We start from the raw sequence: 22,644 nt of genomic DNA, 5'->3' as shown, positions 1-22,644 counted from the left end.
CCCGCCCCCGAGCGGCACACCCCTCGGGGCCGCCGTCGATCCGCGCCGCTTCGGCGCGAACCGCCTCGATCCGCTGTGGGCCGGACGGCCCGGAGTGTCGTGCCCCACGCCTTCGCGCGGTCCCGTGCGGCACACTGGCGGCGTGCGCATCGTGATGATGACGGCGGGGTCACGGGGTGACGTCGCGCCGTTCACGGGTCTGGGTGCCGGTCTGGTACGAGCCGGACACGAGGTGACGTTGGCCGCCCACGGGGTGTTCGAGCCCCTGGTCGCGGGGTCCGGGGTGAGGTTCCGTCCGCTGCCGGTCGATCCCCGCGCCGAGTTGCACTCCGCGCGGGGGCGGCGGCTCCACGACGCGAGAACCGGTGCGGTGAAGCTCGTACGACTCGCGTCCATGGCCCGGCGAGCGGTCGACGCGATGACGGAGGCCCTGGTGGAGGTGGCGCGCGAGGGGGAGGTCCTGCTGGTCGGCGGGGCGCTCGGACCCCTCGGGTACGCCCTCGCCGAGGGGCTGTCCGTGCCCGCCCTGGGACTGCACCTCCAGCCGCTGCATCCGACCGGGGAGTTCCCCGCCCCCGTTCTGGGGACGCGGTCGCTGGGCACGACGGGCAACCGGCTCAGCGGAAGGGCCGTCATGGCGTCGGTGGAGTGGATGTTCTCCGACGCCGTACGGTCCCTGCGGCGACACGGGATCGTGGCGGCCCGGCCGCCCCGGGGGCGGCGGGCGCGGCCCGTGCTGCACGGTTACAGCGAACTCGTCGTCCCCCGGCCCCGCGACTGGCCCGCCGGCCTGGAGGTGTCCGGCTACTGGTGGCCGCACGAGACCGGGCGGTTGTCCCGCGAACTGGAGGACTTCCTCGCCGCGGGGCCCCGACCGGTCTTCGTCGGTCTGGGCAGCGCCACCGTCCCCGATCCCGACCGGGTGAGCCGCGCGATCGTCACCGCGCTGCGCGCGGCGAACGTGCGCGGGATCGTCCAGCGGGGCTGGGCGGGGCTGGACGCCGACGGTGACGACATCCTGACGGTCGACGAGGTCCCGCACTCCCTGCTGTTCCCCCGGACGGCCGCCGTCGTCCACCACGCGGGAGCGGGCACGACCGGCGCCGTCCTGCGGGCCGGAGTGCCCAGCGTCCCGGTGCCGGTCCAGTTCGACGCGGCGTTCTGGGCGTCCCGGCTGACCGGACTCGGCACCGCGCCCACGGCGGTGCCCCTGCGCCGGCTCGGCTCCGGGACCCTGGCCGAGGCGCTGCGCCGGGCCACCAGGGACGACTCCCACCGTCTGCGGGCCCGGGCCCTGGCCGACCGCCTCGCCCTGGAGGACGGCGTCGCGCCGGTGCTCGCCGCGCTCGCCCGGCTGCCCGGCTGACCGCGCGGACCGCGACCGGGCGGTCAGGCCTTCGGCAGGACGGCGGGGGAGTCGGCGCCCGGCACGAGGACGCGCGGGGTGCCGGTCCCGTCCGCGGGGACCGTCCAGATGTCGTCGGTTCCGTCGTCGCGCTGGAGGGCGTACGCGAGGCTGTCGTCGTCCAGCCAGGCCGCCTGGTCGTCGACGCTCCGGGTCTCCGCGAGTGGGGTGCGCCGCAGGGTGGCGAGGTCGAGGACCGTGAGCCGCCAGCCCTTGGCGGGGTCCGCGTCGATCGCCTGCTTGAACGCGACGCGGGTGCGGTCGGGGGAGAGCGAGGGGCACTCCACGTTGTCGGCCAGGGTGCGCAGGGTGCGCGCGGTGAGGTCCCCCACGGCGAGGGAGCGGGTCCCGGCGCTGGAGACGGTCGCGTAGAAGCGGTTGTCGTCGGCGAAGGTGACGCCCCAGACGTTGATGTCGGCGGCCTGGTGGCGGCGGCCCTGCCGGAAGACGGTGAACTCCTCCAGGGAGGAGACGAGCCGGCCGGTGCGCGTGTCGAGGATGCCGGTCCGGGTGGAGAATCCGCCTCCGGCGTAGGAGTCGCCGCCCACGAACAGGGTCCAGGCCACCATGCGTCCGTCCGCGCTGACCCGGGTGCGGTTGGGCAGACCGGTCAGCGGGACGGTGCGACGGACGCGCTGGTCGTCGGAGAGGACCAGCAGTCTCGGTCCTGTGAGGGCTGTCGCCGGGGTGAGGCAGGCGGTGGTGCCACCGGCCGTGTAGGAGCGTTCGCAGCGCCGGGTGGTGACGGTGCGGGGGCCGTGGGGGTCGTCGAGCGGGACGGTGGAGAGCAGTCCGTTGCTCAGGACCCGGAGCCGGCCGCCCGGCGGGCCGACGTCGAGGTGGGCGGCAGCCGCGCCGGCCGGAGCGGCGGGGGAGCGGGCGGCGTCGGCTCGCGCGTCGTGGCGGGCGGTGACGACGGTGGCGACCGCGAGGGCGGCCAGGAGGGCCGCGGCCACCGCCGTGACGAGGATCTTCGTGCGCTGGGTGAGGATCATGAGGGGGAGGAGGTCCTTTCGCCCTTGTGGCGGACTGTCAGGAGGAGTGCGGTGGCAAGGCCGGCGACGAGTACGGCGATCGCGGCGCCGAGGCTCGCCGCCTCCGTGCCCCAGGTCTGCCAGGCCAGGCCGAAGAGCACCGACGACCCGAGGTAGGCGAGGGCCTGTCCGCTCTGGATCAGGGCGATGCCGGTGGTCCGCAGCCGTTCCGGCAGGACGGGGCCCGCGAGTGCCATCAGGGTTCCCTCGGTGGCGGCGTGGAAGAGCCCGTAGAGGAAGAGGACCGTGACGAGGAGTGCCGGTCCTTCGAGGGGGCCGTCCAGGAGGAGGTAGACGACGGCCAGGACGCCGTAGCCGCCCAGCAGGACGGGCACTCGGCCGATTCTGTCGGCCAGCGCACCGAGGGGAGCGGCCAGGAGGAGGTAGGAGAGGCTGGTGCCGACGGCGAGAAGGGGGAACCAGCCGAGGGAGAGGGACTCACGGCGCTGGAGCAGGAGGTAGACGAAGCCGTCCCCGACCGTGGCCAGTCCCAGGAGGCAGGCCGCGAGGATCAGACGTCGGAGCGGGCCCGGGCGCAGCAGCCCCGCCACGGCGCGCGGGGAGACGGTGCCGGCGGGCGGCCGGGCCTGTCGGTGGTCCCGTACGAAGAGCAGCAGGACCAGCACGCCGAGGGCCGCGAGGGAGAAGCTGGTGACGAAGACGGCGTCGAAGGACTGCCCGGCGGCGGTGAGGACGGCGAGGGCCACGAGCGGTCCGGCGAACGCGCCCAGGCTGTCCATGGCGCGGTGCACGCCGAAGGCCCGGCCCAGGGAGTGTTCGGGGACGGAGAGTGTGATGAGGGCGTCGCGGGGTGCGGTGCGCAGTCCCTTGCCGGTCCGGTCGGCGGCCAGGACGAGCCCGATGGACGTCACCGAGTTCCCCACCGCCACCAGACCGAGCTTGGCGAGGGCCGAGAGGCCGTACCCGGCTCCTGCGACCGCCTTGCGCCGGTTGACGCGGTCGGCGACGTAGCCGCCGACGACGCGCAGCAGGGCCGTGGCGCCGGTGTTGAGTCCGTCGAGGACGCCGTAGGCGGCCGGGCTGAGCTGTAGCCCCACGACCAGATAGAGGGGCAGCACGGCGGTGACCATCTCGGCGGAGACGTCGGTGATCAGGCTGACGGTGCCGAGGGCCAGGACATTGCCTCCGACGAACCTCCACCGGCGGCCGGGCCCTTGCGCTCCGGGGGTGGTGTCGGACGGGGGCAGGGAACTGCCGATCGTGGAGAGATACACGGGAGTTGCGACCTCCGGGGCGCTGGTGGGGACCCGCTGTGCCGTCGGCCGACCCAGTGGGTCGGCCGACGGCCGGGCCGGGCGGGGTCAGTGGCAGGTGCCGGTGCCGCTGTCGTTGTACGTCTTGCCCGCCTCGGGGACGAACTGCCAGTCGTAGCCGCCGGAGTGCAGGGTCAGCTTGAGGACGCCGAAGGTGTTGTTGTTCCGGGCCTCGCTGTTGGGCTGGATGGTGCCGAAGCCGTAGAGGTCGGCACCGCCCATGCCGGCGACGAACTGCCGCAGGCCGCGCGCGTTGTCGAGCTGCCCGCTCGGGTTCTGCGGGGCGAAGCGCTCGTACTGGTGGTTGTGGCCGGTCAGGATGACCTCGGCGTCGTAGTCGTAGAGGGCCTGGACGAGCGGGCCCGTCGCGGGATCGGGGGCGTGGCTGGAGCTCGACGTCCAGCGCGGCTTGTGCCAGTACGCCACGGTGCACTGCTTGCCGCTGGCGGCCAGGTCGGCACGGAGCCACTGCTCCTGGGCCGAGCCCGCGGCCATGGAGGTCTCGGAGTTGAGGGAGACCACGTGCCAGTCACCCAGGTCGTAGGAGTAGTAACCCCGGTTGGACGGGCCCGCGTCGGCTCCGAAGTAGCTGTAGTAGGCGGAGGCGCCGGAGGTGTTGTAGTCGTGGTTGCCGGGCGCCGGCTTGGTCCGCGCCTTGTGCCGGCCCCAGGTCGGCGCGTAGTACGTGGAGAAGTCGGACGCGGTGCCGTTGGGGTAGGCGTTGTCGCCGAGGGTGAAGACCGTGCCGGGGATGCCGTCGAGGAGGTTCGCGGTGACGCTGTCGCCGGAGCCCGAGGTGGCGATGTCGCCCGCGCCCACGAGCACCGGATCCCCGGACGGCGGGGTGGAGGTCGAGGTCGACGGGGTGGGGGTCGGGGTGCTGCCCGTGTCGACGACCAGCTGGGGTGCGGTGGCGCCGCTCTCGCGCGAGTCGTAGTCGGCGCCGTCGCTGCTGGACGAGGTGACGCCGATGGAGAAGGTGCCGTTGCCCTTGACGTACGAGGTGACGTCGACCTCGTACCAGGTGTTGCGGGCGACCGCGCCGAGCGTGCCGAGCGTGGCGCCGTCGACGGCGGGCTTGTTGGCGTAGGTGACGGACGTCTCGGACCAGGTGGTGCTGGACATCGCGCGGAACGTGCCGCCGTTGCCGGTCTCCGCGCCGGCGACGTCGTCGACGTGGATCCGCAGGACCGCGCGCGTCGCGGGCTGCGTCAGTCCGGAGACCTGGAACCGCAGCAGGGTCTGCTTGACGGGGCTGTTGTCGACGCCGAGCTGCTGCGAGGTGCCGTAGTTGGTGGTGGTGTGCTGGGCGTCGACGTAGGTGTCCGCCGTCGCGAGGAAGGTGGTGCCCGCGGCGGACGCGGTGGGGGCGAGGACGGTGAGGGCGGTGGCGACGGTGGCCGCTGCCGCGGCGCCGGCGAGGGCCACCGTGAGAGCCTTTGGAAGGGGCATGCCAAACCTTTCGTGCCGGTGAGGGGAGCGGTACGAAAGGTAGGGGCCGTGCGAGGATCCCCGGTGTTGCGACGGAGTTGCACTGGTTGCGGCCGGGTGAACCGCAGAGGTCGCGGGAGCCGCGGGGGGCCGCGCGAACCGGACGTCGGCGCCCCGCCCCTCCTGTGCTCAGGAGACGCTGGTGAGCTGGAGCACCGCGATGCCCGCCAGGACGGCCACGCTGGCGGTGATGCGGCGGTGGCCGAGGTGCTCGCGGAAGACGACCGCGCCGATCAGGGCGCCGAAGACGATGCTCGTCTCCCGCAGGGCGGCGATGGTGGACAGGTCTCCGCGGGACTGGGCCCAGACGACGAGCCCGTACGCGAGGAGGGAGAGCACACCGCCGGCCAGGCCTCGGCCCCAGAGCGGGCGCAGCGTGGTGAGCAGGGCGGGGCCCCGGCGGGCCCAGGCGACGAGGGGGAGGACGAGCCCCTGGCAGAGGAAGAGCCAGGCGATGTAGCCGAAGACGCTGCCCGAGACGCGGACGCCGCTGCCGTCGACGAGGGTGTACGAGGCGATCATCACGCCGGTACCGAGCGCGGCGGCCAGCGCGGGAAGCTGGGCCCTGCCCGGGATCCCGTCGGCGAGGGCGAGACCGGCGAGGCCGCACGCGACCACCGCGATGCCGAGGGCCTGGCCCGCGGGCAGGGAGTGGCCGAGGAGGGCCGTGGAGACCAGCGCCACCACGACGGGTGAGGTGCCCCGGGCGGTGGGGTACATCTGGCCGAAGTCGCCCAGCTGATAGGCGCGCAGGAGCAGCAGCTGGTACGCGGCCTGAAGGGCGGCGGAGGCGGCGATGTAGGGCCAGGCCGCCGGGTCGGGCAGCGGGGCGAGGCAGACGAGGACCGCTCCGCAGGCCGTGGAGGCGAGGCTGATGAGGGCGAAGCCGGCCAGCTTGTCGCGCAGGCCGTGCGTGAGGCCGTTCCAGACGGCGTGCAGGACCGCCGAGGCGAGGACGACGGCGGGCACGGCGGCCGTGCCCGTCAGGGTGGTCAGGTGTGCCGGCACGTTCGCTCCCACGGCCGTCGATGGAATCTCGTTCCTTGGTAGAGTAACCCCATGGAAATTGATTCCACGGTCCGGGGTGGGCTCGCCGCCCACATCAGGGCCCATCTGTCCGAGCTGCGGGACACCGAGGCACGCGTGGCCCAGGTCGTGCTGGACAAGGGCGCGGAGTTGGTGCACCTCAGCGTGAGCGATGTCGCCGCGCTCGCGGGGACCGCACCGTCCTCCGTCGTCCGTGCCTGCCAGCGCCTGGGATTCCGCGGCTATCAGGAGCTGAAGATCGCCGCCGCCCGGCAGGCGCCTTCCCCGGAGCCCTCCCGGGACCGGGACCCGGCCGCCCGTGCGCTGGCCGACACGATCCGCGCCGCCCGGGAAGCGCTGGACGGGGTGGCGGTGACGGTGACCCCCGAGCGGCTGCGCGCAGCCGCGGGGCTGCTCCACTCGGCTCCCCGGGTCCTGGTCGTGGGGGCGGGGCTCTCCGGCGCGGTCGCACTGGACACCGCCTACCGGCTCCGGGCCCTGGGCTGCGCGGTCGACGCGCCGGCCGACCCGCTGACGGCTCAGCTGGCCGCCTCGCAACTGACGTCCGCGGACGTCTGCCTCGCCATCAGCCACACCGGCGCGACCCGCAGCACGGTGGACGCCGCCCGGGGCGCACGACGGGCGGGAGCGCAGGTCGTCGCCCTCACCAGCTACGCCCGCTCCCCGCTCAGCGAGTCCAGCGACTGCACCCTGGTCGCGGGCGGACAGGACCTGGTCTTCGGCCTGGAGACCGTCGCGAGCCGGCTGGCCCACCTGACCGTGATCGACGCGCTCACCCTCACCCTGCTGGGGCTGCGCGGCGCGCCGGCCGAAGCCGCGCTGCGCCTGTCGGCCGACGTGACGGTCGACCACTCGTACTGACCACCGTCGGAGGGTTTCACTGACCGCCAAGCCGCCGACCTGCAACTAGGCTCGTGCCGTGGAACCGCCTGAGCAGCGCGCCGACGGCGCGGGACCGTTCACGACCCGCCTCACCTGGGAACGCCCCGAAGGGGAGAAGGTCGTCTGGGAGTCGCGACTCGCGCGCAAGCGCGGGGCGTTGTCCGTCCGTGACCCCGGAGGCACGGTCACCACCACCCGGACCGCCGACGCCAGAGGGGTCGGCCGCCTCCGCAGGCTCAACGCCATCGCCTCGGGCGCCTTCGTCCTCGGCGGGACGCTCTTCGCCGTCGGTGCCGGCCTGGCCCAGTTCGCCTCGGGCAGCGCCCTCACGTGTGCCTCGGTCTACTTCGTGGGCGGGCTGTTCTTCAACACCGGGGGCTACACCTCGCTCCTCCAGGTCCTGAACGCCCCGCGCCACTCCCCGGAGGGTGTCCCGCTGGCCACGGCCCGGTGGAAGTGGTGGGCGTACGAGCCGATGCGGATCGACTGGCTCAGCACGTTCGTCCTGTTCGTCGGGACGCTCGTGTTCGGAGTCAACCTGGTGGATTCCTTCCTGCAGGGGCTCGACGCGCAGCAGGCCAACCGGCTGATCTGGGCCCCCGACGTCATCGGGTGCGTGCTGTTCCTCGTCTCGGGTCATCTCGGGTTCGTCGAGATCTGCCATCGGTTCGTGCCCTGCGTCCGTTCGCGCAGCCTCGGGTGGTGGGTGGTCGCGGTGAACCAGATCGGATCGGTGCTCTTCATGGTCTCCGCGGTGGCCGCCTTCACCCGGCCCGCCACCGACAGCCTGGTCAACACGAGCATCGCCAACTGGGGGACGCTGTGCGGCGCGCTGTGCTTCGCCGTCGGCGGCGCCCTGCAGGCCTTCGAGCGACCCTAAGGACCTTCCGGCGGTCCGCAGAGCGTCTCGCGCAGGAGCGCCGCTTCGAGGTCGAGGTGGTGCAGCAGCGCCCGCAGGGCCGGGGTCCGGGTGCGGTGCGCCGCCTCGGTGGTGCCCACCGTGCGTCCCACCGAGGGCAGTTCCACCGGCAGCGCGTCGAGGTGCTCGTCGGCCCGCAGGACCAGTTCGGGCAGCAGCGCGACCATGTCCGTCCGCAGCAGCAGTGCCCGCATGGTCAGGATGGACGTGCACTCGACCCGGTCGGCAGGCAGCGCCAGACCCCGGTCCGCGAAGAGGGCGCCGAGCTCCTGGCGCAGCGCGGTCTGTTCGACCGGGAGGATCCACGGGAAGGACAGCGTGTCCGTGAGGGAGACGTCGGCGGCCTCCAGGAGGGGGTGCCCGGACCGGACGGCGAGCCGGATGCGCTCCCGGTACAGCCGTCGCTGGCGCAGTCCGTCCCCCTCCTTGGGGGCCGGCCCCACCCGGCCGACGATCACGTCCAGCTCGCCCGCCAGCAGGGCCGGATGGAGGACGTCCGGCGTTCCCTCCCGTACGACGACCGTCACCCGGGGCCGCTCCCGCTTCAGCTCGGCGACCGCCCGGGGCAGCAGCACGTTGGTTCCGGCCAGGAGCGCGCCGACGGTCACCGTGCCCTCGCTGCCCTCGCGCAGTCCGGTGAGGTGCTCCCCGGCCCGCCGCATCTCCGCGATCACGGCACGGGCGTGCTCCGCGAGCGCCTCTCCGTAGAGCGTCGCGCGCATGCCGCGCGGCAGACGGACGAAGAGGGGCAGGTCGGCGATGCCCTCCAGTTCGCGCAGCGTGCGGGTGGCGGCGGGCTGGGTGAGGTGCAGGGTCTCGGCCGCCCGGCCCACGCTGCCGTGGTCGAGGATCGCGACGAGCAGGGTGAGGTGCCGGAACTTCAGCCGGCCGTCCAGGAGGTCCATCGCCGGGGCTCCTTCCGGAAGCGGGGTGGGACCGGGCCGTGGTCGAGCCGCCGTGCGACCGCACCCATACCCGAATCGGTAGGGGAACAGCGCCTTTTGGCATTGGTTCGGTATGGCTCGATGGGCGCATGATACCGGCACACGCCGGGGGCCAGACCCGAATCCCCGGCCTGGCGACGGAGGTCCGGCAAGGTGCGCCCACCCGTACGGCATTACGCAGGAGGGGTGTTCGACGCGTCGGGCGTCCCGCTCCCGCTCGTCGACCCGGCCCGCGGGACCGTCGTCGGCGAAGTCCCCTCGGCTCCACGGGAGGTGGTGGACCGCGCGGTGGAGGCGGCGCGGAAGGCGCTGCGCGGCCCCTGGGCCTCCTGGAGCCCGGCGGACCGTTCGCGGCTGCTGCACCGGATCGCGGACGGCATCGAGCGGCGCTTCGAGGAGTTCGTCACCGTCGAGTGCGCCGACACGGGCAAGCCCCGCCAGCTCGCCGCCACGGTCGACATCCCGCGTGCCGTCGCCAACTTCCGCTCGTACGCCGATCTCCTGGCCGGACGCGCGGAGCGCTCCTGGCACACGGCCACCCCGGACGGCCGCGGCGCGCTGAACTACACCGTGCGCAAGCCGCTCGGCGTGGTCGCGGTGATCTCGCCGTGGAACCTTCCGCTGCTGCTGCTCACCTGGAAGGTGGCCCCTGCCCTCGCCACCGGCAACACGGTGGTCGCCAAGCCCTCCGAGCTGACCCCGGGCACGGCCTGCCTGCTGGCCGAGGTGATGGCGGAGGCCGACGTGCCGCCGGGGGTCTTCAACCTCGTGCACGGCGGCGGTGCGGACGCCGCCGGCCAATGGCTCACCGAGCACCCCGGCGTCGACGCCATCGCGTTCACGGGGGAGTCGCGCACCGGCGGGACGATCATGAGGGCCGCCGCCGCGCGACTGGCCCCCGTCTCGTTCGAGCTCGGCGGCAAGAACGCCGGTCTCGTCTTCGCCGACGCCGACCTGGAGCAGGCCGTGGCGGGGACCCTCCGCTCGTCCTTCACCCACAGCGGGCAGGTGTGTCTCTGCACCGAGCGGGTGTACGTGGAACGGCCGGTGTTCGACGCGTTCGCCGAGGCACTGGCCGCCGGTGCCCGGGCGTCGACGGGGTACGGTCCGATGATCTCGGCGGCGCACCGCGACAAGGTCCTGGGCCACCTCGACAAGGCGGCGGCCGACGGCGACGTCCTCGCGGGAGGCGGAGCGCCGCGCTTCCGGGACGACCGGGACGGCGGCTTCTGGGTGGAACCGACCGTACTGGCGGGGCTTCCCGAGGACCATCCGGCGGTACGGGAGGAGATCTTCGGGCCCGTCGTCCACCTCGCGCCCTTCGACACCGAGGAGGAGGCGCTGGCGCTCGCCAACGCCGGACCCTACGGGCTGGCCGCCACCGTGTGGACGGGGGACGTGAGCCGGGCCCACCGGGTCGCTCCCGCCCTCGACGTCGGGATCGCCTGGGTCAACACCTGGAACCTGCGCGACCTCCGTACCCCCTTCGGAGGCGTGAAGGCCTCCGGCATCGGCCGTGAGGGCGGCGACCACTCCCTCGACTTCTTCTCCGAACCGATGAATGTGTGCGTGAAGCTGTGAGCACGGTGGACGAAGCGGTGGCGAGGGCCGCCGAACGCCTCGAAACGGCGCGCCTGACGGGCGTTCCCTGTGAGCCCGTCCGCGATCTGCTGCCCCCGGGAGACCTGGAGGCCGCCTACGCCGTCCAGAGCCTCCTCGGCGAGCGCCGGATCGCGGAGGGACGCCGGGTCACGGGCTGGAAGATCGGTCTGACCTCGGCGGCCGTACAGGCCCAGCTCGGCGTCGACAGGCCGGACTTCGGCCGTCTGACGGACGACACGGCCGTGCCGGACGGCGCGGAGATCCCCTGGGGCACCGTGCTCCAGGCGCGGGCCGAGGCGGAGGTCGCCCTGGTCCTGGAACACGACCTCACGCACGAGCGGCACACCGTGGCCGACGTGATCCGGGCGACCGCGTTCGCGCTGCCCGCCGTGGAGGTGGTGGGCAGCCGGATCCGTGACTGGGACATCTCCGCGGTGGACACGATCGCCGACAACGCCTCCAGCGGCGCGTACGTCCTCGGCACCCGCCCCGTACCCCTGCGGGACGTCGACCTGCGGACCGTCGGCATGGTCCTGGAGCGGCGCGGTGAGCCCGTGTCGACCGGTGCCGGTGCCGCCTGCCTGGGCCACCCGCTGCACGCCGCCGTGTGGCTGGCCGACACGCTCGCGCGGCTCGGCCGCCCGCTGCGCGCCGGAGACACCGTGCTGACCGGCGCGCTCGGCCCCATGACCACCGTCGAACCCGGTGACGTGCTCGAAGCCCGCATCGACGGGCTCGGTTCGGTGCGCGCGGCCTTCGGCCGCACCGGGCGGGAGGGAGACACCCGATGAACATCACGGCACTGGCCGAGGCGCTCGACACCGCGGCGCGCGACGGCCGGCCGCTCGCCGGCGGCGGCACCGGCCTGAAGGACACCGAGCAGGCGTACGCCGTCCAGGACGCCCTGCTCGCACGGCGGCTGGCCCGTGGAGAGCGGCTCACCGGCTTCAAGCTGGGGTTCACCAGCCGGGCCAAGATGCGGCAGATGGGCGTGTCCGACCTGATCCACGGACGGCTGACGGACCGGATGGAGATCACCGACGGCGGACGCCTCGACACCTCCGGGCTCATCCACCCCCGCGTCGAGCCCGAGGTGGCCTTCCTGCTCGGCGACACCCTGCGCCCCGGAGCCGACCCCCTGGCGGCGGTCGCCGCCGTGGCCCCGGCGCTCGAAGTCATCGACTCCCGCTACGACGGCTTCCGGTTCTCGCTCCCCGAGGTCATCGCCGACAACACCTCCGCCGCGGGATACGCCGTGGGCCCCTGGAGCGCCCCCGGAGACCTGGGCAACCTGGGCGTCCTGCTGGAACTCGACGGACGCCTGGCCCAGAACGGCTCCACCGCGGCGATCCTCGGGCATCCGCTGCGGGCCCTCGCCGCCGCGGCCCGGCTCGCCGGTGCCCTGGAAGCCGGCACGGTGATCCTGGCCGGTGCGGCGACCGCCGCCGTACCCCTGCCGCCCGGCACACACGTACGCGCCACGGTCGCCGGCCTCGGCACCGTCGGCCTCACCACCGGGGAGGACGCGTGATCGTCCCCGGCGCCGCCCCGCCCCGCGGCAGGTTCCCCCACTTCAGGCGCGCGGGCGACCTGGTCTTCGTCTCCGGCACCAGCGCGCGCCGCCCCGACGGCTCGTTCGTCGGAGCGAGCGCCGACGCGATGGGGGTGACGGACCTCGACATCCGCGCCCAGACCCGGGCCGTGCTCGACAACATCGCCCGCCTGCTGGCCGCGGCGGGCGGTGGCCTGGCGGACCTGGTCTCCGTCACCACGTACCTGACCAGCATGAACGACTTCGGCGGCTACAACGAGGTCTACGCCGAGCACTTCGACGAGAACGGTCCGGCCCGCACCACCGTCGCCGTCCACCAACTGCCCCACCCGCACCTGCTGATCGAGATCAGCGCCATCGCCCACCTTCCACACCACGCCCCGACCCCCGACTCCCGGAACGAGGAACCGCGACCGTGACCATGAGACCGTTCAACCTCCAGTCCTGGATCGAGGAGCACCGCCACCTGCTCAAGCCGCCGGTCGGCAACGTCCAGATCTGGCAGGACGCCGATCTGATGGTCACGGTCGTGGGCGGCCCGAACCGCCGCACCGACTTCCACGACGACCCGATCGAGGAGTTCTTCTACCAGCTCAAGGGCGACATGGTGCTGCGCGTCATGGACGAGGAGGGCAGCCCGCCGCGCGACATCCCCCTCCGCGAGGGAGACGTCTTCCTCCTCCCGCCGCACGTGCGGCACTCCCCGCAACGGCCCGAGGAGGACAGTGTCGGCCTCGTCGTCGAGTTCGCACGGCCGCAGGGCCGCCGCGACGCCTTCGAGTGGTACTGCACGGCATGCCACCGCCTCGTGCACCGCGTCGAGCTCCAGCTCACCTCGATCGTCGACGACCTCCCCCCGTTGTTCGACTCCTTCTACCGCGACGAAGCCGCACGCACCTGCGGGAACTGCGGCGCCCTGCACCCGGGCAGGGACTGGCCGGAGGAACTGCGTCCGCGCACCCGCCGCGACGGGGCGGGCGAGGCATGACCGTCGTCGACATCCACGCCCACGTCTTCCCCGAGATCGGCCGCGCCGAGTCGCGGCGGCTCACCGGCTCCGACGACGGCCCCTGGCTGCGGACCACGGACGGGCCCGACGCCGGGATGATGATGGCCGGGTCCGCCGAGTACCGGCCCGTGGGCCGCACCCTGTGGGACCCGGCGGCACGCGTCGCCGACCTCGACCGGCTCGGCGTGGACATCCAGGTGCTGTCCAGCACCCCGCTGCTCTTCGGCTACGGCCTGGAACCCCACCGCGCCGCCGACTGGTGCCGCACGGTCAACTCCCGCCTCCTCGCGTACGGCTCGTACGCCCCGCACCGGCTGGCTCCGCTGTGCCAGGTACCGCTCCAGGACACGGAGACGGCCTGCGTCCTGCTCAGCGAGGCGATGCGCCAGGGGTTCCACGGCGTCCACATCGGCAACCACCTCGGCGACCGCGACCTCGACCACGGCGCGCTCCTGGAGTTCCTCACCCACTGCGCCGACGAGAACGCGGCCGTCCTGGTCCATCCCTGGGACCTTCCGGCCGGCCCCCGACACGCGCGGTACATGCTGGCCTGGCTGGCGGGCATGGCCGCGGAGACCCATCTGACCATCCTGTCGCTGATCCTGTCGGGCGCCTTCGAACGGCTGCCGGCCTCGCTGCGACTGCTCTTCGCCCACGGCGGCGGCAGCTTCCCGTACCTCCTGGGCCGGGCCGACAACGCCTGGCACCGCCGCGACCTCGTCCGCGCCGACAGCCCCCACCCGCCCTCGCACTACACCGACCGCTTCTCCGTCGACTCCGCCGTCTTCGACCCGGGCGCCCTGCGCCTGCTCGTGGACGTCATGGGCGCGGAGCGGGTGCTGCTCGGGTCGGACCATCCCTTCCCGCTCGGCGAGGAGGAGATCGGCGCGCTGGTACGGGGCGGCGCGCTCACCCCGGAGGAGACCGAGGCGGTCCTCGGCGGCAACGCCGTCCGCTTCTTCGGCCTCACCCCCCTGCTGAAGGAGGCCGTCCGATGAGGGCAGCCGTCATCGGATCGGGCAACATCGGCACCGATCTCCTCATCAAGGTCGTCCGGGGGGCGGGGAACGTCACCGCCGCCGCGATGATCGGCATCGACCCGCGGTCGGAGGGCCTCGCACGGGCCCGCCGCCTCGGGGTGCCGACGCGCGCGGACGGCGTGGCCGGGCTGCTCGCGCTCGACGACTTCGACGACATCGACCTCGTCTTCGACGCCACCTCGGCAGCCGCCCACCACCGCAACGCCGCCGCGCTCGCCCCGTACGGCAAGCGCGTCGTCGACCTCACCCCGGCGGCCCTGGGACCCTACGTCGTCCCGCCCGTCAACCTCGACGAACACCTCGACGCCCCCAACCTCAACATGGTCACCTGCGGCGGCCAGGCCACCGTCCCCATCGTCGCGGCCGTCTCGGCGGTGGCGGCGGTGCACTACGCGGAGATCGTCGCCTCCATCGCCTCACGGTCGGCGGGCCCCGGCACCCGGGCCAACATCGACGAGTTCACCGAGACCACCGCCCGAGCCCTGGAACGGGTCGGCGGCGCGGCCCGCGGCAAGGCCATCATCGTCCTCAACCCCGCGGAGCCGGCGCTGCTGATGCGCGACACCGTGCACTGCGTCGTCGACGACTGCGACACCGAACGCGTGACCGCCTCCGTGCACGCCATGGCCGCCTCCGTCGCCGCGTACGTGCCCGGATACCGGCTCAAACAGGAACCGCAGTTCCGCGCGCTGCCCGCCGGCGATCCGCTCACCCGGCTCGCGGACGGCGGGAAGCCGCCCGCCGCCGGCGCGAAGCTGCTCGTCTCCGTGTACCTGGAGGTGGAGGGCGCCGCGCACTACCTCCCCGCCTACGCCGGAAACCTCGACATCATGACCTCCGCCGCGCTGCGCACCGCCGAGCGCCTGGCCGAACGGAGTCCGGCCCGATGACCTCGGTCTACGTCCAGGACGTCACCCTTCGCGACGGCATGCACGCCGTGTCGCACCGCTACACCCTCGACCAGGTCCGGGCCGTCGCGACCGCCCTGGAGGCCTCCGGCGTCGACGCCGTCGAGGTCGCCCACGGCGACGGCCTCTCCGGCTCCTCCGTCACCTACGGGCCCGGCGCGCACACCGACTGGGAATGGCTGGAGGCGGCGGCCGCGGTGCTCGACCGGGCACGGCTCACCACCCTGCTGCTGCCCGGTGTCGGTACCGCCGAGGACCTGCGCCGTGCCCACGCCATCGGAGTCACCTCCGTGCGCGTCGCCACCCACTGCACGGAGGCGGACATCTCCGCCCAGCACATCGGGCTGGCCCGCGAGCTCGGCATGGACGTCGCGGGCTTCCTCATGATGTCCCACATGGCTCCGCCGGCCGAACTGGCCGCCCAGGCCGCCCTCATGGAGTCGTACGGCGCCCACTGCGTCTACGTCACGGACTCCGGCGGACGGCTGACCATGGACGGCGTACGGGACCGGGTCCGCGCCTACCGCGACGTCCTCGACCCCGCCACGGAGATCGGCATCCACGCCCACCACAACCTCGGTCTCGGCGTGGCCAACAGCGTCACGGCGGTGGAGGCGGGCGCGTACCGCGTGGACGCCTCGCTCGCCGGCCAGGGCGCAGGAGCGGGCAACGCACCCCTGGAGCCGACGGTCGCGGTCTTCGACCTGATGGGCTGGGAGCACGGCTGCGACCTGTTCCCGCTGATGGACGCGGCGGAGGAACTGGTGCGGCCGACGCAGGACCGGCCCGTACGGGTGGACCGCGAGACGCTGACCCTGGGGTACGCCGGGGTGTACTCCAGCTTCCTCCGGCACGCGGAGGCCACCGCCCTGCGGCACGGCCTCGACACCCGGGACCTCCTCGTCGCGGCCGGACGGCGACACCTCGTCGGCGGCCAGGAGGACCTGCTCACCGACATCGCGCTCGACCTCCTCCGCGACCGTGACGCCTCCGCCGTCCCGGCCCCCACCACCGCCCCCCTCACCACCGCCCTCCTCGCAGCGACGGAGTGACCCCGTGCAGACCGGAACCCCCGACGGAACGACGACCGGAGCACCGGCCGACAAGCTCACCGCCACGCCGGACCAGGACGCCACGGCGCCCGCCGAACGGGCCGCCGCGCTCGACGCCGCCGACCCGCTCGCCCACGTCCGCGACCGCTTCCTCCTCCCCGAGGGGGGCGTCTACCTCGACGGCAACTCCCTCGGAGCCCTTCCCGCCGCCGTCCCTCCCGCGGTCGAGGACGCCGTGCACCGGCAATGGGGCACCGACCTGATCCGTTCCTGGAACGCCAACGGCTGGTGGGACGCACCGGTACGGACCGGCGACGCCATCGGCCGGCTGATCGGCGCGGCACCGGGCCAGGTGGTGGCCGGGGACTCCACCAGCGTCCAGCTGTTCGACACCCTGCTCGCCGCCGCCCGGCTGCGCCCCGGCCGACGGCTGCTGCTGACCGACCCCGATCACTTCCCCACCGACCAGTACATCGCCGACTCGGTGGGGCGGCTGTTGGGCCTGGAGGTCCGGCGGGTGCCCGCACGCGAGGCAGCCGTGGTGCTCGCCGCCGAAGGAGCGGACGTCGCCGTGGCCGCCTACGCCCCCGTGGACTACCGCACCGGAGAGCTCCACGACATGGCCGCGCTCACCGCCGCCGCGCACACCGCGGGGGCCCTGGCCCACTGGGACCTGTGCCACGCCGCCGGCGCGCTGCCGATCGAACTCGACGCCATCGAGGCGGACTTCGCCGTCGGCTGCGGCTACAAGTACCTCTCCGGAGGCCCCGGCGCCCCCGCCTTCGCCTACGTCGCCGCCCGCCACCAGCAGGCCTTCGACCACCCCGTCACCGGCTGGCACGGGCACGCGGAACCCTTCGCCATGTCCGGGACGTACACCCCCGCCGACGGCATCACCCGGGCCCGCATCGGCACCCCGCCCCTGCTGTCCCTCGTCGCCCTGGAAGCGGCGCTGACGGCCTACGACGACGTCGACATGGCGGCGGTACGGGCCAAGAGCCTCTCCCTGACCGGGTTCTTCCAGGAGTGCGCCGACTCCCTCCTCGACGGCCTGGGCTTCACCATGGCCACCCCGCGCGAGCCGGCGCGCCGCGGCAGCCAGGTCGCCCTGCGGCACCCGGAGGCGTACCCGCTGATCGCCGCGCTCACCGCACGGGGTGTCATCGGCGACATGCGCGCCCCCGACCTGCTGCGCTTCGGCTTCAACGCCCTCTACCTCACGCACGCGGACGTGCTGCGCGCCGTGCGCGAGCTCCGGGACATCGCGTCCACCGGCGCCCACCGGGCCGCCGCGCACCAGCGGCGCCCGACCGTCACCTGACCGGTCGCCCCCGTCTCCCGGCTCGCGCGATCCCCGAGGTCACCGTACCCGCGTGACCACCGCGCGACCGGGCCCCTGCCGGGCGGTCCCCACCGCCCCGCCGAGCCGCGCCCGCACGGCCGGCACCCCTGCGCACGTCCACTCCCCGCCGCCGAGACCCCTGGGACAGCCCATGCGTCACCTCCGTACCCGAGCGACCCTGGCCGCGGCGGTCGCCGCCGCGACCGCCGCGACCCTCCTCGTGCCGGGCAGCTCCGGCGCCACCACCGCGGCGACCGCCGCCGATCCGAACATCCCCGAGGTCTGCGCCGACCGGCGCCCCGCACCGGCGGACCCCGGCGCGTACGGCATGCAGCTCGACGACACCTTCCGCCACCCCGCGCTCACTCCGGTCGACGAGGAGCACGAGCACTCCTTCCCGGGCCGCAACAAGCAGTACGACACCCGCTCGTACATCAAGAACATGAAGGTCGAAGCAGCCTACGAGGGCGCGGACTTCACCCCGGACCCCTTCCACACCTGGCAGAACGTCGTCGACTTCGACGGCCGCCGCTACATGTTCCAGTACGACCGCTCCGAAGGGCGCGTCTACGACATCACCGACGTGAAGAGGGTGAACGTCGTCGAGCGCATGAGCCGCCAGGACGTGGACGGCGACGAGACCAGGGCGAACGCCACCTGGGCCGCCCACGACTACTGGGGCGCCTCCACCGTCCAGTGGAACGGGAAGCTCGGCGCCTACGTCATGGTGCAGAGCTTCGAGAGCAAGCGGCAGATCCAGGAGCTCACCGACGACCCGGCGCACGACAAGTACGCCGACCCCGAGGGCGTCCGGAAGGTCCGCGAGAAGCCCGGCCTCAAGGGCTTCAAGGTCTACCGCCTGGACGGCCCCCGGAAGAAGGACTGGAAGCTCCTCGCGACCGTCTCCACCGACGCCACCCAGAAGGACCCGCTCAGGAGCGACCCCGGCACGGCGCAGCAGGGCTCCGGCTCCCTCGACACGCCGTACTGGACCGGCGGGCGGTACATGTTCATCGCGACGGCCCCCGACGACACGTACTCCCGCACCGAGTACCCGACGAACCTGCACTCGGCCGGCTACCAGTCCTGGGACATGGCCGACCCGGCCCACCCGAGACTCCTCGACACCTGGCACCTGCCGGGCCAGCGGACCGGCGAGGACGCGGCCTACCGGAAGAACCCGCGCTGCGGCAACCGGACCAGCTGGATGGGCGCGCGCATGCCGCTGTTCATCCCCAAGCCCGTGGAACAGGGCGGGCGTTACGCGTTCGCGGCCATGGGCGGCTACGGCCTGACCGTCCTCGACATCTCGAACCCGGCCGACCTCAGGACCGTGAGCCACCTGGACCTGCCGCCGTCCGTCTCGGGCACCGAGGGCGACAACATCGACGTCTCGCAGTACGAACGGACCGGGATCGTCTACTACTCCGGCTACCCCCTCACCGAGGACTGTTACGAGCCGTACAAGGACGTCTACCAGATCGACGCGAGCGACCCGGAGAACCCCCGCGTCGTCGGCGCCCTGCCCCGCCCCACCCCGCCCCCGTCGGCCGGCTTCACCGACTTCTGCCAGCGCCGCGGCAGCTTCGGCCCCAAGCGCACCGGCTCCTACACCAACCCGGGCCGGCACACCCCGGGAGTGCTCGGCTACGGCTTCTACAACGCCGGAATGCAGTTCTTCGACGTCTCCGACCCGGCCGCGCCGAGGATCGACGCCTACTTCGTCCCGAAGGCCTACGGCACCGGGACGCCCGACTACGCGTACGGCAACCAGACGCACGGCGTGTACGTGGAATGGGACCGCAACATCGCCTGGGTGCTGACCAATCACGGCATCTACGCGCTGTCCTCGCCGAAGGTCCTGGGAAAGCCCGACCTGAACCGGCCCGACAAGCCCTTCCGCACCAGCGAGTTCTGACCCCGAGGCCCGTACCCTCCCGCTCCCCGCAGCCCTCCCGCACGCGCACAGAAGGACACCGCCATGGCCGCTCCGGAAAGACCCGCCCAGGCCCCCGCGTCACCTCCCGCTCCCGCCGCACCTCCCGGCGCGCACGTCGAGCCCGCGAAGGGAACCGGACTCGTCCGCTCCCTGACCCCCCGCCAGACGACGATGATCGGCCTGGGCTCCGCCCTCGGGACCGGCCTGTTCCTCGGCTCCGGATCGGCGATATCCGCCGCGGGACCCGCGGTGATCATCTCGTACGCCATCGGTGCCGTCCTGGTCGCGATCATCGCGGTCCTCCTCGGCGAGATGTCCGCCGCGCATCCGGTCCAGGGATCCTTCGGCGCCGTCGCGCACACCTACCTCGGCCCCTGGGCCGGGTTCGTCACCCGCTGGATGTACTGGTTCAGCGCGGTCGTCGTCATCGGCACGGAGGTCGTCGCCTCCGCGCTCTACATCCGCTGGTGGTGGCCCGGGGTACCGATGTCGGCGGCCATCCTCGCGGTCGCGGCGGTCGTGCTCGCGGTCAACGTCATCAACGTGAAGTCCTTCGGCACCACCGAGTTCTGGCTGTCCACGATCAAGGTGACCGCGCTCTGCGCGTTCCTCCTGTGCGCGGCGCTCCTCGTCCTCCTCGGCCTGCCGGACACCGAGGCGACCGGCTTCGCGCACCTCACCGACGACGGCGGCTTCGTGCCGCAGGGCGCCGAGTCCGTCTGGATCGCGATGTCCGTGGTGATGTTCGCGTACGCCGGATTCGAGGTCGTCGCCATCGCCTCGGCCGAGGCCACCGACCCGCAGCGCTCCATCCGCACCGCGATGCGCCAGCTCGCCTGGCGGCTCAGCGTCTTCTACGTCCTGGCCATCACCCTCGTCGTGGCGCTGATCCCGTGGCGGCGCCTGGCCGCCGGCGACGGCAGCGTCGAGGCGAGCCCCTTCGTGCGGGTCTTCTCCGACATCGGCGTGCCCGCCGCCGCGACCCTCACCAACCTCGTCGTGCTCGTCGCGGCCGTCTCCGCCGCGAACGCCCATCTGTACGGAGCCTCCCGCCTCCTGCACTCCCTCGGAGACGACGGCCTGGCCCCGGCGCCCCTGGCCCGCCTCACCTCACGGGGCGTCCCGGCCCACGCCCTGGCCGCCTCCACCCTGGGCATCGCTGCGGCCGCGCTGCTCGCCTTCTACGACGTCGGCGGCATCTTCGGCATCCTGATGTCCATCGCGCTGTTCGCCGTCCTGCTCGTCTGGCTGCTGATCCTCGCCTCGTACGTCGCCTTCCGGCGCCACCGGGAGGCGCACCCCGAGACCTTCACCGGGTTCACGGTCCCGGGAGGCAGCAAGCTGGCCGTGGTGGCCGGAGCCGGGGTGCTGGCCGTCGCCGCCACCGCCGTGGAGGTCCCGGACATGCGCCAGGCGGCCGGCATCGGCCTCGGCTTCACCGTCCTCCTGCTCGGCTGCTACGCCCTGACCGCCTTCCTCCGGGCCCGACGGACCTGAGCGACGGCGAGGACCAGGGGCCGTCGAGGCGGCGGGCACCCGCCCGCCGCCTTCCCGGACGCGGGGAGCGCGCGGCACGATGGAAGGGTGAGCACCTCCGAGAAGCCGGGCCACGGGCTGCGCGAGCGGGTCGGCTCCAGCCTGTTCAGCCACGTCGCGGGCCCCGGGGGAGCGCGGAACCGGGCCAGGATCCACGGCACCCCCGGCCCGCGCTGGTTCGGCCCCGAACGGCCGATCCGCACCGTCCACGGCGACGCGTCGATGTTCATCGGCGGCCTGAGCGCGCTCCTCCTGCAGTCCCTGCACCCCCGCGCGATGGCGGCGGTCGCCGCGCACTCCGGATTCCGGGGCGATCCCTGGGGACGCCTCCAGCGCACCAGCACCTTCCTCGCCTACACCACCTACGGCACCGCCGAGGACGCCCAGCGGGCCGTGGACCACGTCCGCGCGGTGCACGAGCGGATCAGCGGCACCACCGCCGCCGGGGAGCCCTACCACGCCGCCGACCCGCACCTCCTGTGCTGGGTGCACGTGGCGGAGGTCGACAGCTTCCTCCGCGCGCACCAGCGCTTCGGGGCCCGCCCCCTGGACGGTGCCGGCTGCGACGCGTACGTCGCCGACACGGCCCGGGTCGCCCGTGCCCTGGGCGTTCCCGATCCGCCCCGCGACCGCGCCGCCCTCGCGGACCGGCTGGCCCACTACCGCCCCGAACTGCGCGCCACGCCCCAGGCCCGGGACGCGGCCCGCTTCGTCCTCCGCGAGCCTCCGCTTCCGTGGGCCGCGCGCGGGCCCTACGCCGTACTCGCCTCGAACGCGGTGCGTCTGCTGCCCCCGTGGGCCCGCGCGCAGCTGGGCCTGCGGGTGGCGCCGTACCTCCCGGAGGAGCTCGTACGCCTGTCCGGGCAGGCGCTGACGGGGACGATCCGCTGGGCGATGGGAGCCCTGCCCGCCCGCGAGGAGATCACGGCACCGCCCTGACCGGCTTCACCCTGTGGACGAGCCGGACGATGTCGACGGATCCGGCGTCACGGGGACGCGATCCCGGCCTCCGCTGCGGCCTTGATCCGGGCGCCGAAGGCTTCGGAGTCCTTGCGCGCGGCGGCCAGCGCCAGGCCGACCACGAGCTTGCCCAGTCCGTGGCCTTCGAGCACGTTGAAGATGCGGACACGGGTGGTGCCGCCGGTCAGCGCCTCCAGGTCGTACCCCCCTTCCCGTGCCGTCACGCTGTTCTTCGAGACCTCCGCCCACCGGAGCTTCACCGGGGCTTCGAGCGCGGTGATGCGGAACTCCCGGGAGGTCTTCATCCCGGCGTCCTTGACGGTGCTCCGGAAGACGGTGCCCACCGCGGTCGACGTGTCCGGAACCCGTTCGATCCTGAGGACCCGGGGGCTGAACTCCGGGTCGTTGCGTCCGTCGGCGAGAAAGGCGAACACCTCGTCGATGGGCCGGTCGACCACGACTGTCGCTTCGAACTGTCCTGACATGGGCACTCCAGACATCTCAGCGTGGGGGCCTTTCCCCACCGCACGGTCCGCCGTGACGGCATCGTGACCCTACGTGAGTGGCGCCCGGAGCGCGCGGCGGAGGACGTCCGCCCCTTGGGCCGATCCGCCTAGGGGGTGTTTCGAAAGTCCCGCACAGCACCCGCGGCGCCCGGCACGCCCCCTCGCCGCACCGGCCAAAGACCCGAGTAGCTCCGCTACGAGG

Annotated in this window: 21 protein-coding genes; 15 read left to right on the top strand and 6 right to left on the bottom strand. The window is 73.4% G+C overall.

Features of this window, described 5'->3' with window-relative positions:
- The first annotated feature begins 157 nt into the window (after window positions 1-157).
- Window positions 158-1,366: a glycosyltransferase gene (locus tag ABTY59_RS24615; protein WP_502995423.1), complete on the top strand. Its 1,209-nt coding sequence runs from the start codon at window positions 158-160 to the stop codon at window positions 1,364-1,366.
- A gap of 23 nt (window positions 1,367-1,389) precedes the next feature.
- Here the strand turns inward: ABTY59_RS24615 and ABTY59_RS24610 are convergent, their stop codons facing one another.
- The 4 genes from ABTY59_RS24610 to ABTY59_RS24595 form a co-directional block, all read right to left on the bottom strand.
- Entirely contained in the window at window positions 1,390-2,400 is a 1,011-nt protein-coding gene (locus ABTY59_RS24610; protein ID WP_352021187.1) for a TolB family protein, read from the bottom strand.
- Window positions 2,397-3,674, bottom strand: a complete 1,278-nt coding sequence (locus ABTY59_RS24605; protein ID WP_352021186.1) for an MFS transporter — start codon at window positions 3,672-3,674, stop codon at window positions 2,397-2,399. Before ABTY59_RS24605 ends, ABTY59_RS24610 begins: the two co-directional genes overlap by 4 nt.
- An 87-nt stretch (window positions 3,675-3,761) precedes the next feature.
- Entirely contained in the window at window positions 3,762-5,165 is a 1,404-nt protein-coding gene (locus ABTY59_RS24600) for a CBM96 family carbohydrate-binding protein (RefSeq protein WP_352021185.1), read from the bottom strand.
- A 168-nt stretch (window positions 5,166-5,333) separates the two neighbouring features.
- Window positions 5,334-6,212 (bottom strand): EamA family transporter, encoded by an 879-nt coding sequence (locus ABTY59_RS24595; protein ID WP_352021184.1) that lies wholly within the window; start codon window positions 6,210-6,212, stop codon window positions 5,334-5,336.
- A 51-nt stretch (window positions 6,213-6,263) separates the two neighbouring features.
- Between ABTY59_RS24595 and ABTY59_RS24590 the strand changes: the two genes are divergently transcribed.
- Together ABTY59_RS24590 and ABTY59_RS24585 are read left to right on the top strand one after the other, a co-directional pair.
- On the top strand, window positions 6,264-7,112 hold the full coding sequence (locus tag ABTY59_RS24590) for a MurR/RpiR family transcriptional regulator (RefSeq protein ID WP_352021183.1): 849 nt from the start codon (window positions 6,264-6,266) through the stop codon (window positions 7,110-7,112).
- Window positions 7,113-7,170: 58 nt separating this feature from the next.
- Window positions 7,171-8,013, top strand: a complete 843-nt coding sequence (locus ABTY59_RS24585) for a hypothetical protein (protein ID WP_352021182.1) — start codon at window positions 7,171-7,173, stop codon at window positions 8,011-8,013.
- Here ABTY59_RS24585 and ABTY59_RS24580 read toward each other — a convergent pair.
- Window positions 8,010-8,957 (bottom strand): LysR substrate-binding domain-containing protein, encoded by a 948-nt coding sequence (locus ABTY59_RS24580; RefSeq protein WP_352021181.1) that lies wholly within the window; start codon window positions 8,955-8,957, stop codon window positions 8,010-8,012. The two genes, ABTY59_RS24585 and ABTY59_RS24580, sit on opposite strands and share 4 nt — an antisense overlap.
- Window positions 8,958-9,182: 225 nt before the next feature.
- Here ABTY59_RS24580 and ABTY59_RS24575 point away from each other — a divergent pair, with 225 nt between their 5' ends.
- The 12 genes from ABTY59_RS24575 to ABTY59_RS24520 all read left to right on the top strand — a co-directional run bounded on the left by ABTY59_RS24575 (window position 9,183) and on the right by ABTY59_RS24520 (window position 21,915).
- Window positions 9,183-10,577 (top strand): 2-hydroxymuconic semialdehyde dehydrogenase, encoded by a 1,395-nt coding sequence (locus ABTY59_RS24575; protein ID WP_352021180.1) that lies wholly within the window; start codon window positions 9,183-9,185, stop codon window positions 10,575-10,577.
- Window positions 10,574-11,389: a 2-keto-4-pentenoate hydratase gene (locus ABTY59_RS24570; protein ID WP_352021179.1), complete on the top strand. Its 816-nt coding sequence runs from the start codon at window positions 10,574-10,576 to the stop codon at window positions 11,387-11,389. The genes ABTY59_RS24575 and ABTY59_RS24570 overlap by 4 nt, the downstream gene beginning before the upstream one ends.
- Window positions 11,386-12,129 carry a 2-keto-4-pentenoate hydratase gene (locus ABTY59_RS24565; RefSeq protein ID WP_352021178.1) on the top strand — a complete coding sequence of 248 codons (744 nt, stop codon included), beginning with the start codon at window positions 11,386-11,388 and terminating at the stop codon, window positions 12,127-12,129. The genes ABTY59_RS24570 and ABTY59_RS24565 overlap by 4 nt, the downstream gene beginning before the upstream one ends.
- On the top strand, window positions 12,126-12,569 hold the full coding sequence (locus tag ABTY59_RS24560) for a RidA family protein (RefSeq protein ID WP_352021177.1): 444 nt from the start codon (window positions 12,126-12,128) through the stop codon (window positions 12,567-12,569). Before ABTY59_RS24565 ends, ABTY59_RS24560 begins: the two co-directional genes overlap by 4 nt.
- Complete coding sequence (locus tag ABTY59_RS24555) at window positions 12,566-13,138, top strand: 3-hydroxyanthranilate 3,4-dioxygenase (protein ID WP_352021176.1); 573 nt, start codon at window positions 12,566-12,568, stop codon at window positions 13,136-13,138. The genes ABTY59_RS24560 and ABTY59_RS24555 overlap by 4 nt, the downstream gene beginning before the upstream one ends.
- Entirely contained in the window at window positions 13,135-14,157 is a 1,023-nt protein-coding gene (locus ABTY59_RS24550; protein WP_352021175.1) for an amidohydrolase family protein, read from the top strand. Before ABTY59_RS24555 ends, ABTY59_RS24550 begins: the two co-directional genes overlap by 4 nt.
- A complete protein-coding gene (locus ABTY59_RS24545; protein ID WP_352021174.1) occupies window positions 14,154-15,089 on the top strand; it encodes an acetaldehyde dehydrogenase (acetylating) in 936 nt (311 codons plus the stop codon). The genes ABTY59_RS24550 and ABTY59_RS24545 overlap by 4 nt, the downstream gene beginning before the upstream one ends.
- Window positions 15,086-16,159: a 4-hydroxy-2-oxovalerate aldolase gene (dmpG, locus tag ABTY59_RS24540; protein WP_352021173.1), complete on the top strand. Its 1,074-nt coding sequence runs from the start codon at window positions 15,086-15,088 to the stop codon at window positions 16,157-16,159. Before ABTY59_RS24545 ends, dmpG begins: the two co-directional genes overlap by 4 nt.
- A gap of 4 nt (window positions 16,160-16,163) precedes the next feature.
- Window positions 16,164-17,480: a kynureninase gene (gene kynU / locus ABTY59_RS24535; protein WP_352021172.1), complete on the top strand. Its 1,317-nt coding sequence runs from the start codon at window positions 16,164-16,166 to the stop codon at window positions 17,478-17,480.
- A 52-nt stretch (window positions 17,481-17,532) separates the two neighbouring features.
- Window positions 17,533-19,419 (top strand): LVIVD repeat-containing protein, encoded by a 1,887-nt coding sequence (locus tag ABTY59_RS24530; RefSeq protein ID WP_352021171.1) that lies wholly within the window; start codon window positions 17,533-17,535, stop codon window positions 19,417-19,419.
- A 63-nt stretch (window positions 19,420-19,482) separates the two neighbouring features.
- Window positions 19,483-20,937, top strand: a complete 1,455-nt coding sequence (locus tag ABTY59_RS24525) for an amino acid permease (protein WP_352021170.1) — start codon at window positions 19,483-19,485, stop codon at window positions 20,935-20,937.
- An 87-nt stretch (window positions 20,938-21,024) separates the two neighbouring features.
- Window positions 21,025-21,915, top strand: coding sequence for an oxygenase MpaB family protein (locus ABTY59_RS24520; RefSeq protein ID WP_352021169.1), 891 nt, complete (start codon window positions 21,025-21,027; stop codon window positions 21,913-21,915).
- 47 nt (window positions 21,916-21,962) lie between these two features.
- Here ABTY59_RS24520 and ABTY59_RS24515 read toward each other — a convergent pair whose 3' ends face one another.
- The gene (locus ABTY59_RS24515) at window positions 21,963-22,421 is read right to left on the bottom strand and encodes an SRPBCC family protein (RefSeq protein WP_352021168.1); all 459 of its coding nucleotides are present in this window, start codon (window positions 22,419-22,421) and stop codon (window positions 21,963-21,965) included.
- Window positions 22,422-22,644: the final 223 nt, after the last annotated feature.

Origin of the sequence: Streptomyces sp. NPDC096079 (assembly GCF_040303145.1) — a bacterium.
Lineage (GTDB): Bacteria > Actinomycetota > Actinomycetes > Streptomycetales > Streptomycetaceae > Streptomyces.
This window is presented reverse-complemented; position numbering and strand designations above follow the sequence as displayed.

What these genes read in the sequence shown, in the direction of transcription:
- ABTY59_RS24615 (WP_502995423.1), top strand. Translation starts at nt 158, where the DNA reads ATGACGGCGGGGTCACGGGGTGACGTCGCGCCGTTCACGGGTCTGGGT.
- ABTY59_RS24550 (WP_352021175.1), top strand. Translation starts at nt 13,135, where the DNA reads ATGACCGTCGTCGACATCCACGCCCACGTCTTCCCCGAGATCGGCCGC.
- ABTY59_RS24600 (WP_352021185.1), bottom strand. Translation starts at nt 5,165, where the DNA reads ATGCCCCTTCCAAAGGCTCTCACGGTGGCCCTCGCCGGCGCCGCGGCA.
- ABTY59_RS24590 (WP_352021183.1), top strand. Translation starts at nt 6,264, where the DNA reads ATGGAAATTGATTCCACGGTCCGGGGTGGGCTCGCCGCCCACATCAGG.
- ABTY59_RS24580 (WP_352021181.1), bottom strand. Translation starts at nt 8,957, where the DNA reads ATGGACCTCCTGGACGGCCGGCTGAAGTTCCGGCACCTCACCCTGCTC.
- ABTY59_RS24525 (WP_352021170.1), top strand. Translation starts at nt 19,483, where the DNA reads ATGGCCGCTCCGGAAAGACCCGCCCAGGCCCCCGCGTCACCTCCCGCT.
- ABTY59_RS24565 (WP_352021178.1), top strand. Translation starts at nt 11,386, where the DNA reads ATGAACATCACGGCACTGGCCGAGGCGCTCGACACCGCGGCGCGCGAC.
- dmpG (WP_352021173.1), top strand. Translation starts at nt 15,086, where the DNA reads ATGACCTCGGTCTACGTCCAGGACGTCACCCTTCGCGACGGCATGCAC.
- ABTY59_RS24515 (WP_352021168.1), bottom strand. Translation starts at nt 22,421, where the DNA reads ATGTCAGGACAGTTCGAAGCGACAGTCGTGGTCGACCGGCCCATCGAC.
- ABTY59_RS24610 (WP_352021187.1), bottom strand. Translation starts at nt 2,400, where the DNA reads ATGATCCTCACCCAGCGCACGAAGATCCTCGTCACGGCGGTGGCCGCG.
- ABTY59_RS24545 (WP_352021174.1), top strand. Translation starts at nt 14,154, where the DNA reads ATGAGGGCAGCCGTCATCGGATCGGGCAACATCGGCACCGATCTCCTC.